Annotated in this window: 5 protein-coding genes; 3 read left to right on the forward strand and 2 right to left on the reverse strand. The window is 48.4% G+C overall.

What is annotated here, in order from left to right; genetic code table 11:
- Window positions 1–80: 80 nt before the first annotated feature.
- Window positions 81–2,255 (reverse strand): polysaccharide lyase family 8 super-sandwich domain-containing protein, encoded by a 2,175-nt coding sequence (locus BUB19_RS07225; protein WP_073093883.1) that lies wholly within the window; start codon window positions 2,253–2,255, stop codon window positions 81–83.
- 45 nt (window positions 2,256–2,300) lie between these two features.
- A complete protein-coding gene (locus BUB19_RS07230) occupies window positions 2,301–2,531 on the reverse strand; it encodes an MbtH family protein (RefSeq protein WP_073093884.1) in 231 nt (76 codons plus the stop codon).
- Between the two features lie 318 nt (window positions 2,532–2,849).
- Here BUB19_RS07230 and BUB19_RS24335 point away from each other — a divergent pair, with 318 nt between their 5' ends.
- From BUB19_RS24335 to BUB19_RS07245, 3 genes are all read left to right on the forward strand, one after another.
- Window positions 2,850–3,530, forward strand: a complete 681-nt coding sequence (locus tag BUB19_RS24335) for a response regulator transcription factor (RefSeq protein ID WP_073093885.1) — start codon at window positions 2,850–2,852, stop codon at window positions 3,528–3,530.
- 123 nt (window positions 3,531–3,653) lie between these two features.
- Window positions 3,654–9,044 (forward strand): hypothetical protein, encoded by a 5,391-nt coding sequence (locus BUB19_RS07240; RefSeq protein WP_143155947.1) that lies wholly within the window; start codon window positions 3,654–3,656, stop codon window positions 9,042–9,044.
- A 12-nt stretch (window positions 9,045–9,056) separates the two neighbouring features.
- Window positions 9,057–13,367, forward strand: coding sequence for a hypothetical protein (locus BUB19_RS07245; RefSeq protein WP_073093887.1), 4,311 nt, complete (start codon window positions 9,057–9,059; stop codon window positions 13,365–13,367).
- The last annotated feature ends 79 nt before the right edge of the window (window positions 13,368–13,446 follow it).

The following is a 13,446-nucleotide window of genomic DNA, read 5'->3' on the forward strand; positions in this document are numbered from 1 at the left end:
AAATCCAAAACAGCAGAAAGCCAAAATTTATTGATTTTAGCGAAATAGAAGTCTGAACCAGAGTCCACAGGCTGATTTTTCTACAGCTCCTCCAGGGCAATGGAGACTGACTTACCTGCATAAACGCCATTTGGCAGCTTTATGGTGATTTGGGTGGTCTCATTGCTTTCCTCCCAATTGGCTTCAGCCTGTGTCCCTGTTACGGCATACCTTCCGGGTAGCCTGATATTAAAGGTATCCAATTTTCTCATTGGGTCAGCTACCGTCAACGATTTTTTGCTTTTTGTCTCCTGTCTGAGTAGTAATATTCCCGGCTGATCAACATTTATCAGCGAACCGTCTGACAGAGAAAGTGAACCTGCCTCATAAAATACGGCCTGGGTTTGCTTCAGACCGGGGTGATGGACGGCCTGCAGCCCTGGCTCGTTGGCCAGGATCCGCAGACCAGATTGTGCCATGGCTGAAAGGACTTCAGGATTGGTAACTGGCAGCACCACATAGGCATAGCTACCTCCATCGGGCCGCACGCCATGATCAAAGTAGGCTGTCAGGACCTTTTTTCGGATCTCTTTCGTAGACACATGCTTTTGATCGGTGATATCCGCCCAGCTGCCGGTTTCTACCCGGTTGCTGACCTTCAGGTTGGGCTGCTGCGGAAACCAGTAGCCAACCCCATCGTGATACAACCAGTCCAGATTTTCCAACACATGTTCTCCTTCGGGAAGCTGGCTGGCGGCCCTTCCGTTTTGCCCGATGCTGATCTCATCTCTGAGTATTACCTGATCTACGGTAGTAGCCACCGGATAAGGTTTGGAGGAAGCGATTCCTGCTCCAAGGCAAACATACATCCTGTCGAAAAAAAACCAGGCCTTTTTTGCCATTGTACTGTCATGAGGACTGATAAAGTCAAATCCTACCGCCCCAAAGTAACCGTCTTCAGCCGCGCCGACAAATTCTGTCAAACCATCCAATTGAATATTGTCTGGCCTGTGTAGTTCCGGTTTTTGAAGGATGGTGGTCCCGGATATCTTTTGCCAGTCGTAAACGGGCCAGATATCATGGTATTCATCGCCTCTCAGCATGAGGTAATTGGTCCCATCTGCACGATGGTGGGTGGTAATGCCCGGACCATTGTAAGGTTTCTCCATATTTCTATTTCTGGTAGAAAACATACGCACTGTAGTGTAAAAATCAGGTCGCTGCAGCACAAAATGTTCGGTCTGCCAGAAAAATTTAGCGAAAGAAGTACTGGGTTTGCTTTCTCCCTTTCTGAGCCTCAATATCTCCATTAATTCTTCCTCCCGGTAATTGGTACTGCGCAAAAGCCGTTCAATTTCGAGGGTGCCTTTGGGCTGGAATCCGGATTGATTGGAAATGGACCTGTTTTTTACACTGATATCCTCGTAAATGCCATACACTAACTGTTTGTATACCCCATCGAGGTAATAATCTACCAATTGATTGATCCGGTCCTGGTCGAAGGCGTAGCTGGTGCCCGCCACATAATCCGCCCACTCACCAAAGGCATTGGCATATTTGCCATAGCCATAAGATGTGGTATTGTTTACCCGGTCTTCCCGGTGATGAAAACTATAATCGTGCTGGATGCCGCGCTCACCGGTACTGAATTTGATCTCATTGGCAATGATCTCGATGACCTCGTCAAACGCTTGTTTGTTTTCCGTGAACAACATGTTTTTTGCCAGTATACCGGCAATTACGATGCGGTCACCACTGGGCCTGGCACCCGAGGCTGCCATATGTGCCCTGCCAATAATGGGTTGTGCTTTTCGCACCAGTCCAGTCGGAAATTCACTTCCCATCAGCAGCATCAGATTTACCAGATGGGTAGGGGTAGTAATTTGATTGTTGTGCCAGTTATCTCCCACAAAGTCATTCACCACCCAGTATCTCAGCGACAAAGTAATTTTTTCTTTGAGAGCAGAATCCTGAAAGAAGGGAGAAGATTTTTTGCTGTAGGCTTTGGCCAGATAGACCAGATCTGCTGTATGCCTTCGATGTGGAAAGCCCGCATTCCTGCTCAGGTCTTCATAATCGATTTCAGGAAAAGCCCCCTCCTCATTCATGCGGTCCAATATATCATGGACACGGGAGGGATCGATCGCCTCCTCCAGCAGTTCAGCAACCACCCTCTGGCGAATCGTATCCAATTCACTGGCGTGTGATAGAAATGATGGGAATGAGCATAAAACCAGTAAGAACAACAACAGCCTTCCGGATGCATGTAATTTCATATTCAGATTATTTTGGGCAATAGACTAGTTGGCAACTGGATTTATTCAGGATTCTTTCCTGTCATTCCGTTCCAATTCTTCCATTCTTTTTCTCAGAGAAAGTGGTCGCATGTCGGTCCAGATTTCCTCGATATAGTCCAGACAGTCCTGTTTTTTGCCAGCCTTTCCTGCAGCTTTCCAGCCCAGCGGAATTTCGCGGTCTTCCGGCCAGATGCTGTACTGTTCTTCGTGGTTGACGACCACCTGATACCGCCTGTTGTCTTCATCTTGATTCATGCAATACAATTTATCTTTTTATAAAGGTTTATTACGATTTCAACCTGTCACTTTTGCTGCAAGCAGGAATATTCCGGCGAAGCCAAATAGAAACCCCTGTGCATATCGAAAATAACACGACGAATGCGACATTGCCATTAAATGTACGGATTTTCTCGAATGTATCAAGCAATTGTGTTTGCCAAGCCGGATACTGGAAAATATTAAAATGTAGAAAAGGTAGATTTTCAGGGTACCGAATCGGAACTTTTTTCCATTTTATCTTTATCTTTATTGACTTGATAAATCATTGGTACATAGCTTTTTAATTTTTATCTCATGTCGGCAAGCAACGAAAGCATGACACCTTTTACCGGGATTTTGTCCAGGGAAGAGATATGTGCGCTCCAGCACTGTTGTAAACATGAAAAAAACCTGATGGTCAGTATTTTTGATACAGGGAGGAAAAAATTCTTATTCCACAACGATACTTTTAAAAGCATCCTCGGTTACAACACCGATGAAATGACCAATGGTGGCTGGGAATTTTGGTTTAAGAAAATCAAACCTGTGGAGCTGAAGTCTATCAGCAACCTGATCGATTCCCTCACTGGTACTTCGGAGGCCCTGCCTCCCATGCACAGTGGTCAGGCCTACACCTACCACGTGCAGGATATTTTTAGAAATTGGTTGTTGATTCAACACCAGGTTTCACTTTTGATGAAGGCCAATAAAGAATTTATTATCAGCTATATATATAACATTACCAATCAGGAGCGTTTGGATACGATTCTTACAGAATTTCAATTCTGCTACCAAAACAATACGGTTGAGATTTCTAGAAGGGAGAAGGAAGTGCTGCATTTATTAGGGGAGGGATTTTCATCGAAGCAAATTGCCGATAAGCTTTTTATCAGTATTCATACGGCAATTTCCCATCGAAAACATTTGATTGAAAAATTCGCTGTAAAAAATACTGCTCAACTGATCAAAGAGGCCTCCAAATCTGATTTGATCTGAAAATCCCCATAAATAGGGATTGTGTTCGCGCAGGCATTCGGGTAAATTTAACTTTCGGTAATTCGCTGTGTTCCCTCCAGAAAATTGCCGGGATCTTTTTTTTCAAGCCAGCAAACCTTCTCCATGAAAAAAACAAACCCAGCATCCGTTTTATCCGGCCTAATAGGACATTTACGTCTTGACAGGCCGGAAGAGAAAAAGGCTTCTCTCGAGCTGAACGCACTTTTGACCAGAACCCGGCTTGAAGGAGGAGCTGAAAGGCTGAGGTCAGGTCTGTTTTCGTTCGAAACATCGGACCTTTTCCAGGCCGATACGATCAGCAAATCTCAGCAAAAAGCGATTCAGACCATCCGGGATGCCCGACAAAAAAGAAATCCGGAGACACAGTTTAAGGTTTTCCGCAGAGAGCTGGCACTGAAAGACCCCCTCATACCACAATCGGTATCGGACTGGTCTGTGGGCTCCAGGGTAGATGAGACAGTGGGTCCGTTTAGAAATAAAGATGGCAGGCAATTCTGGTTTGACTTTTTGCCCATAGGCAGCTTTACGGCATTATACAAGCAGGGCACAACAGCTCCCATCCTCTTGTTTCAGGAGAGGAAAGCACCTGGTAAAACAGCTTTGCGTGCAAAAAATACGATACGACCATCCCACCAGTATTCTCTGGGAGATGGCGGAATATGGATCAATGCCAGGCTTCTGTCTCCAAACGCACCTGAGGGTACATTCACCGGACTCACGATCAGCTCCGGGCTCATCAAAATTAGCCATCCAGCGAAAACGGTCAGCAAAAAATTAACCCTTCCGGCCAATGGTCAAATAGAGGTGGTTTTAAAATTGGCACAACAGGAGCTCACTGCCGTCGATAAAAAAAGTGCCTATGGAAAGGCTGCGGCTGAGATGACCATAAACCTCCCTGCCATTCTGGAATTCGGCATTGCTGGTAACACAGCATCCATTGATAAGATCGACCGGTCGGCATGGACCCTGATGGGGCAAAAATTAAACTTTACCTGGGATAAACAACAGGCTTTAACCTACCATCCCCTGTTGCAGCGCATTCTGATCCCTTTTCAAGTTTCAGCTAAAATGCTGGAAATGCAGCAAAACGAGTCAGACTTCAATTTCCTGAGCAATAGGGCGCCGATAGAAAATTCCGGATGGCTATTGCCCGTCACGCAACTGGACCTGAACCAACCCACAGTCCCGGAGGGTACCGGACAACTGTACGTTCGTACCGGGCCGGGACTGGTTAACTCCTGGGAAGGACTGCAGGGTAGCGGCTTTCAGCTATCTCAAACACACCTGGTGGGTGGACCTGGCCAATTGCTCCTGGTAGATTTTGCCGTTTCTAATCCCCATGCAAGTCAGGAACTGGACTTGTGGAAAACCGCTGATCAAGTGGTAGCATCAAAAGCTTTGCTTACATTTCCCCAAACCGGCCCTTTGATTTACCTGAGCCATGCCAATGGCAATGAACTCCTGATGCGTTATTGTGATGCAGATTTTCGGGTAGACCGGCCGGTCAAAGTGGATGGTACACCGCCTGTCTTACAATCCAGGCATTCCCTTCTCCTCTTATCTGCTACTCCTGCAAACCGGTTGATTTATTTGTTTGACGACAACCTCATCGCTGACACAGCCGCAATAGAGAATCAGGATCCCTATATGCCGGAGCAAATGGCGCTAGCCATGAGCAATGCCTTATTTAAGGTCACACAGCCAAACGGCTGCCTGCTCTTTGGGGAGTTGGATGAAAATTTCGCAAAAGTAACTGAAGGCTTTCTCTTTTTGTCATTCGGTCTATTGGCCTATATCCCGATCCTGCCAGATCCCTATGCTGCCAATTTAGGTCTGGTACGAAGCCAATTCAGGGAAAGCAGTAGTTCTACCGGTGGGGCAGGACTTCAGGGCTGGCTGATAGGAAGAACGGCATGGAGCCCCGGTGAAGAGGGCGATCAGGTCGGCGTTTCCTTTCACTTCTCACCGTTGGAGCAGCTTTTTGGAGGGATTTCCCTGGAACAACCGGAACAGCATGGCACTACCTCTCCTGAGGTTGCTGGCCCGGGAATGGTTTCGGCAATTTCTAAGCGTCCTCCCTTTTCATCCGTAGCCAACGCTGATCTGGAAAGTCCCGGAGGCAGACTTTCAGCCATGCATTTTTCGTCAAGGCTGGAACAGTCAGATGCGGTCAGGTCTGCCCCTCTGGCTGCTACTGCCGCAGCAGCAGCGAGTGCTGCTCCGGTACGGCTACCGGACTATGACAGCCAATGGGAAAAGGAGACCAGCAGGTACCGGCGGGATGTTTTTGCACTGCTGGACGTCAGCACCAATGCTGATCTCTTTGGAATCAGCTTTGATCTGCTGAATCGCCGTGAATTCAGGGTGGATACAGAAAGGGATCCAACAACTGGAGAAATTAGTTACAGCTTTTTCTCTCTGCAGGTACAGGGCCTGGATGTGGTCAGTGCCGGTGAAAATGTACGGGCCTTTACTGTACCACAAATTTCATGGGAGCCGGTGATCAACCTGAGTCCTCCGGTTCCTCCTCCAGACGGACCCTTCGACGGGGACCCGGCAGCCGGGTTCAATTATTATCCGGACGATGGAGGCCCCACAAGGATCTCCAATAATAGCGAAGATAAGGTCATACTTGCTCCACTGCCGCTTACTGATTTCCTGGTGGAGCATCGAAAAAATGACGAAAATTTTAAAGCTTTCTCATTTTTCACCCTTCCCTTCGGTATGAAAGCCGCAGCACTGCTAACGGAAAATTACAGCTTCAACAATGTAAACCGGCAAGGGGGCGATTTAAGTGGAAGCCGGTATTCTTTTGACGAGCAGCTACTGTCGGGGCTGCAACTTCGAATGGATGCAGGGACACCTCTGAGAGATGGAGACAGTCAAATGTTTATGGGATCTACCGTACAGATAAATAACATTCTCGATTTTTTAGGCAATGAAACGGGTAATAGTACCCTGGGTGGCAGTGTAACTGATATTTTCAACCGGGAGTTTTTTTACGACAGCAACTATGCCTTTGAACTTTACAAGCAGCGGGGTGTGCCGGTGACCCGTATGGACCTGAGCGGATATGGTGCCAATATGTTCAGCAATTGGCTGAATACGAAGGCGGCGGTAGCGGAAACCAGCCAGGCAAAGTTTGATGTGATGATGGGACGCTGTTCACACGAGATCATTCAGGTCAAAAGCATCCTATACCCCTGGGCAATTAAAGTAGTGCGGACCATTACCCTTTTCCGGGTGAGCAGCGGGTACGTTTACCGATTCGACAGCGGATGGCGGGCTGAAAGCGACGGCAAATTTGATTTCAGGTATTTCGTGTACGAAAACAACCCTGCCTTTCCCGGAGGACCTGCTGAAAATCCCGAACCACAATTGATTGGAATAGAGAAGATGGCCGAGTATGCGATCCATCCGGGATTGATTAAGGGTTTGTACAATGTGTCGAATATCATCGAAACCGGCGAAGTCGCACCTTTCAGTGAGAATATACTCTTCGAAGAATCGGTGGATCAGGAGGGGATGGCGGTGAATATACCTCAAAATCTCGATGTGAATCTGCAGCCTGTCTATTTTGATGCGGACGTGGAGATTGAAGGCGTTGTTTCCGGCATGCAAACCAAACCAACCACCGACGGTGATAAGGCATTGGTACCTTCACGGAGAATTCTGGGTTTTGTACAGTTGGGCCCCAAGGGATTTCCATTGAATAATGCTGCCTTGCGACTACTGGTGCAGCGGCAAGGTACGATTGGAGGGGCAATTGATTGCGAGGTGGATTTGGTTGGCAGCCATCAGAAGATGCGGCTCAGTCACTTTGATTTCAACAATTCATTTGCTGAAAATGGCTCAGATCCGGTTTTCTGTGTAGCGGGTAGGGGCAATATGTTACTTCCCAAGGATGGCAGTTGGTCCATGGTCCGACACGAGCGGGCCAATGGTGAAGTCAGCCCTGTTCCTCCAAATTTCGGCATTCCGGTAATCCGTCCTGGCAAAGTGGTAAAAGATGGGGATGGCGTAAAAATTGACCTTCCGGCTACTGCTGTGCTTACCCGTATAGCTGAGCCATTGGAACTGCTCCGGCAGCCGGTAAATGGTACCATCAATTATGGTTTTTTGCAAAGTACCGATACACAAAAGGCCCTGTTACTTACTCCGTCTTTCCAAAACGGGGTACAGAAGCTTCTCAGCAAAACACCTCCTTTATTTGTGGATGCATTCAGGATCGTCAATACAAAAGGAATTTTTCCAAACATAGGACAGGGAGATGATTTTTCCGCACAAACCCTGGGTGAAGCCATCCTGATGAAGAAAAACGGCTCCTTTCCTTTTGACCTGAATGCTTTACAGGATCTGGGCCAGGATGTATTTGAACTGATGGACGTGCAGGATACCCTGAACGGCATCAAGGAACAGGGCTTACAATTGCTGCACAATCCGGAGGAAATGTTTGACCTGCCCACCGAGTTTGAACTCATCGATGTGGGAGATGGAAATTTCAGAATTTACATCGAATATGACAAAAAAGACAAAAATGGAAATGTAGAAACGCAGGGATCGCTGGATTTTGACATCAATTCCGTAGCAGAAAGTTGGAAAAGCAAGATGAACAATATCGGCCTGGTCATTGATCTGGCTGGGATCAAGCGACTGATGACCATTCGGGGCAATTGGGATTCTGAGAACGGGAAAGAGGCCAGTTATCCACAGCCGGATCTTGAATTTGCACCCGAACTGGATCCCCTGGTCGATTTGCTGGAAATATTGCAGAGTCTGCAGGAGGGTGATTACGGAGCCGCGGTTCAAAATGGGCTGCAACTGGCCATGAGTAACAAGGCAGGTAGCTGGGAATACAAGTTTGAAGCTTCGAAGGAGATTCCCGTGATACGATTTCCTATTCCTGACGCCGTCTACAACGACCCCAATACGCCCTTCAAGCTCGAGGCCGGACTAAAAATCGGCGCTTACTTCAATGCAGCAATCAAAGTCACGACAGACGCAAATGAGCTGCTTCCCTCTGCGGGAGGAGTTCTCGGTTTTTATGGGCGTTTGTCGGTGATGTGTGTATCCATTTCCGCAGCCACCATTTACGCCATAGGGCAGGCTGACGTAGATATAGCCGCAGATACCAAGATCGGCCCCTCGCTGAGAATGAAATTTGGTTTTGGAGCCCAAATTGTAGTTGGCCTGCCCGTAGCAGGAAATGTAAGCGTGCTCTTTGTAGTAGGTGCTGAAATTTTTATTGCGCAAGGGATAGTGAAAGTTTCTGCTTTCATGCTTTTCGAGGGGCATGCTGAGATCCTGGGAGGCATTGTATCCATCACCATACGTATCGAAGCAAAGGGTACTTACGCCAAAAAGGCGTTAGAAGGGGGAGCTTCCCGCACCGATCTGCAATGTCAGGTCACCTTTGGGCTGGATATCAGCATAGCCTTTATCATCAATATCAGTTTCACCGAATCCTGGCAGGAACAACGCCGGATCGCTTAATAGATTTTTGCCATGAATGCCAATCAGAGATTATCTATCATGACCTTTCCGCAGTATTTTGACGGAAATGAATTGCAGGTAAATATTGTGGTACTGCCCAGAGACCACAATCCACTGAATCCAATCATTACCGGAGAGGCACCAGCCATTCCGGATGCATCGGAGGCCTTTGCGGATGCCAGCTTTTCCTTTGGGGTACAGATAATCCAGGGGTTTGGAGCCAACCCCTTGCCTCAGCCACAGCCGCTGGCAGACGCTCAGCCCGTAGGTACCCAGGCTCCACAAAATCCAAGAGAGATATTTGAAGCCATGGCCAATCATCTCCAGATCCTGGATGTGAATATGGTCAACAGCAATGCTGTTTTAACCAACATACCCCAATCCAGACAATTTGAGGCACCCAGACCCCTGAATGTATCTGTATTCAAACATCTTCCCAAAACATTTTTAAAAGCTACCGGGCTGAAAGCCATAAAAAGTAAAAATGCTTTTACCGATGACACTTACCATTGTGCGGTGAAAGCAGCGGATTTCTACCAGGGCTTTCAGCAAACTGGTCCGGCAATCAGTTGGGGGAAAGTGTTTGCCCATATTCTGCGGCAACCGCTTCTGGCAAGGGCCGCCGGATTTATTTACTCCTTTCAATTGCCCGTTGCAGCCGATACATTTCCTGAGGGTGGTTTTCTTTACATTGACCTGGCGGAAGGTAGCAGCTTTAGTCCTCAGTTTGCTGCAGACGATACCTTTATCAAACGATATGCAGCCAGAATACCCATACTCAGGCCTGGTGAGCCACGCCAGGTTTTTGCCCCCTTGCTTTACCCGGTATTGAATGTTCACGATGGCAATTACGATGAATTGTTTATCGAGACAGCCATCTATGACGACGGCTTTGCCAAGACGGTACACTGCCATCAGGCTCCTCATAGAGATCCACTGATTGAAGAGGCTGAGGGGGCTTTTCCCCTCCAGGATGCAGGTGTCCAGCTCGGCTGGGATGACCTGCAACTGCTGAACTGGTATATCCGTCAACTGTCCATTGACACCAGTGTAAGCGGACCGGTGAAGCGCCTTGACGCCCCTATCGGCGTAAATGGTTTTGTCATTGATGTCCGCCAACAGCCGCCTGCAGGAGAAGATCCGGGCGAATGGGAATCCCTGAATTGGGTTCAGAACCGGAATACTTTCAGCCTGAGCCGTGATCCTGATAATCCAGATGACGTCATTGTGCTGGGTGACTTTTCCGGGGACCTGCCTTATCAGGTTTATCCCACCCAATTGGACGGTACGGAGCAGGTGACCGGACAGCGACAGCCCTATTGGTTACCGATGTACTTTGCCAATTGGACAGGACATAGCATGGTCTTGCCGGATCAAGATGCAGCGACCATCTACCAGACCACCCACCCGGATTTAAATGCGGATCCCGATGGTCAGCCCGCTACTGACAAGGATGGTAATCCGGTAAGCACCGGTACCGGAGTCACCGGTGCTGCACAAAACCAACTGAATCAAATTTATCAGGCTGGTCCAATAAATGCTCTCCTGCGGTATGGGCAATCCTATGAATTCCGTGTACGCATGCAGGACATCAGTGGGGGAGTACCCGATATCAGCCGCCAACCGGTCAATCAGACACCATCGGATATAGGATTGTGCCGTTTCAAGCGATTCATTGCGCCTATCCAGCCCCGAATTCTGGAAGTGGAAGCTGATCCGGGTGCGCAGCCGGGCGATGAGCATCCGGTAACCGGTGTGGACGGACCAAACCATCTGGAGGAACTCACCATTCGCAGGCCCAAGTTGAGCTATCCTGCTGTGGTTTATACAGGAAAATATTCCGATCCGATAGGAAGGCTTACCGCACAATCCAACCTGGGACTCAGTCCGGAGGCAGGAGATGCTGAACACCGCGTTGGCCTGGGCATAGCAGATCCGGATGTGGACCGTATTGAGATCTCCGTAGAAATAGCCACCTTAAAACTGGACAAATTGGATAGCCTGAATGGAAAGGATGACTACATTCACCTTTATACTACCTACAGGTATTTCCCGGCAATAGGAGACAATGAAGACGGGTATGAAGCAAACCTGAATATCCCCATCATTTACAGGGATATACAGGGTACCGACAAGGTATTGCATACGGGAGCCAGCCTGAATCTGGAGCAGGATCTGGGCCTGGAAGCCGATATCGTCCAGCTCAGCGAATTGGTATTGCCTACGGGAAGAACAGCCAGGCTGACCGTTAGGGCTGTATGTGAGGACAAGGAAACAGATTCCCAAACAGAAGCCTATTATGGCGTAGTGGATGCAGCCAAGCCTTCGCTGGACGTGCGTTTCGGTGCTGCATTCACTGTACTGCTCTATCAACCTTCGGCAGATGAAACCGGTTTGCTGGCCGATACGCCGGGGGTTCCTGCACTTCAGGGCCTCTATATGCGGCCGGATGCCAGCACAGTATTTGACGGAACCTGGAATACGCTTCTTTTTGGATCCTCCGGAGAAGGTCAAAACAGCAATATACAGCAACTCGCCAACAGGCTAAACCTGGAAAGTAATGGGCTCACCCTTTATGCCCCAAAAGGTAAGCGGGTTGTTTTTGGTTGCAGCAGTCGTATCCGGCACAGCCTGGCTCCAGACGGATCCTCAATAACCTTTGCTTCAAAGGGAGATCTTTTCAATCACTGGATTTGCTGTCTCAACTATGAGTTGGACCGGGATTGGATGTGGGATGCGATGGAGACCGAAGCATTCTGGATCAGGCGGTCAAAAAAGTTTACCCACGATTCAGATCCAGGTGAAACGGACGTAAAAGTTGGAGTATTGAAAATGGTCCGTACTGCCTCTTTTGAATCCCTGGACGGTGCCCAGAGAAACAGTACCCAATTGGTGTTTTTTGATGCCGTAGAGCCCAAGAGATCAGAAGAAAATGCTTTCCCGGATACGATTGACATCACTTACAGCATGGAAGCCAGATTTAAACCTGATCATGGCACATCCCGGGATGACATGGAAAGTATAGCAATGACATTGCCCATTACCACTGTACCGGCTCAAGTGCCAAAGGTTGTTTCAGCAGGATATGCCTTATCACCCTATGTACGGGATGAAAAGTATGAAAACAGTGAATCCAGAAAGCGCTTTTTGTGGATCGAATTTGACCAGCCGGTAGAAGACCCACAGGATTGCTATTTTGCCCGGGTTCTGGCCCAGGCGCCCGACCAGTTGATCAGCAACAATCATCCAGCCTTGTTTCTGGCACCTGAAGAACCCGCATTGCCGGTGGACGCTGAGCTGCTCCGGATCATCACCCCCGCTTCATCCAATGATCTTGCCGGACTAAATGCCATGCAGCCCATGCTCAAAAGCAAAGACAGTGACGTTCACTATATCCTTCCACTTCCTCCGGGACTTCACGCCAATAGCGACGAAATGTTTGGCTTTTTTACCTACGAATTTCGCGTCGGCCATTTTAAACGTCCTCCTGCTGAGGAAGGCGGTGCAGGAGAAAGTGTGTGGACCACAGCTCAGGGACGCTTCGGTCGTAGGCTCAAAATGCAGGGAATACAGCATCCTGCGCCCGCATTGTCATGCATGCCCAACAGAGACAAAGAAAAGGTCTGGGTAACTGCCCCATACGCCGTAGCCGTCCATAAGGGAAAGAATGTGACAGCAAATCCACCCCGTACCGGGCTATGGGCACTCCTCTATGCCCAGGTGAAGCGTGTGGACAATCAGGATTACCGTAATATTTTACTGGATGACAGGCCACTGGACTGGCGGGTGCAGGTTCAGGCAATTGTGCAGGAAAACCTGCTGGAGTCCTACTCAGAATTGGAGCTACAATTGCTCAATCAGGTTGCCATAAAAACCCTCAAAGGGCAGGGAGATATATCCTCCGCAAGGAAATTTCTGAAATTAAAGTCCGGATCCGGAAAGAACAAAAATGCCACAAAATACGGGACCACACTTTGGAGTAATACTGAGATCAATCAGTTTCTGCAACTCTATGGATTACCCCGGGATGCTTCGCTTAGCGTAGTGGTAGTGGAAGTCCTGCCTCAAATCAATGATCTTTTTGACCATGTGTCCGGGCTCGAAGATACGCTTGTAGCAGAATCTACGAGTAATTTTATGAATTCGGGTCAGCGGGATTCCTTCAATCAAAGTTACAAGCAGCGATTCGGCTCAGCAGCAGGAACCACATCCGCACCTGTAAATTTGAATAGTCCGGTCAGCAATGAATTGGGCCACCACCGCATTTTGCGTACATCCAGATTGACCAAGGTGCCTGATATCTGCTGTCCGGATTGTGACTGATCCGGCAAAGCTGCTATCCTGAATCGGGTACGATTGTGTGGATTTCTCTGCGGAAATAGTTTGAATTGATGCAGCTTCT

The sequence above is a fragment of the Cyclobacterium lianum genome, assembly GCF_900143075.1.
GTDB lineage: Bacteria > Bacteroidota > Bacteroidia > Cytophagales > Cyclobacteriaceae > Cyclobacterium > Cyclobacterium lianum.

Excerpts from the sequence above, each read along its gene's own strand:
- BUB19_RS07225 (WP_073093883.1), bottom strand. The coding sequence starts at position 2,255 with ATGAAATTACATGCATCCGGAAGGCTGTTGTTGTTCTTACTGGTTTTA.
- BUB19_RS07240 (WP_143155947.1), top strand. The coding sequence starts at position 3,654 with ATGAAAAAAACAAACCCAGCATCCGTTTTATCCGGCCTAATAGGACAT.
- BUB19_RS07230 (WP_073093884.1), bottom strand. The coding sequence starts at position 2,531 with ATGAATCAAGATGAAGACAACAGGCGGTATCAGGTGGTCGTCAACCAC.
- BUB19_RS07245 (WP_073093887.1), top strand. The coding sequence starts at position 9,057 with ATGAATGCCAATCAGAGATTATCTATCATGACCTTTCCGCAGTATTTT.
- BUB19_RS24335 (WP_073093885.1), top strand. The coding sequence starts at position 2,850 with ATGTCGGCAAGCAACGAAAGCATGACACCTTTTACCGGGATTTTGTCC.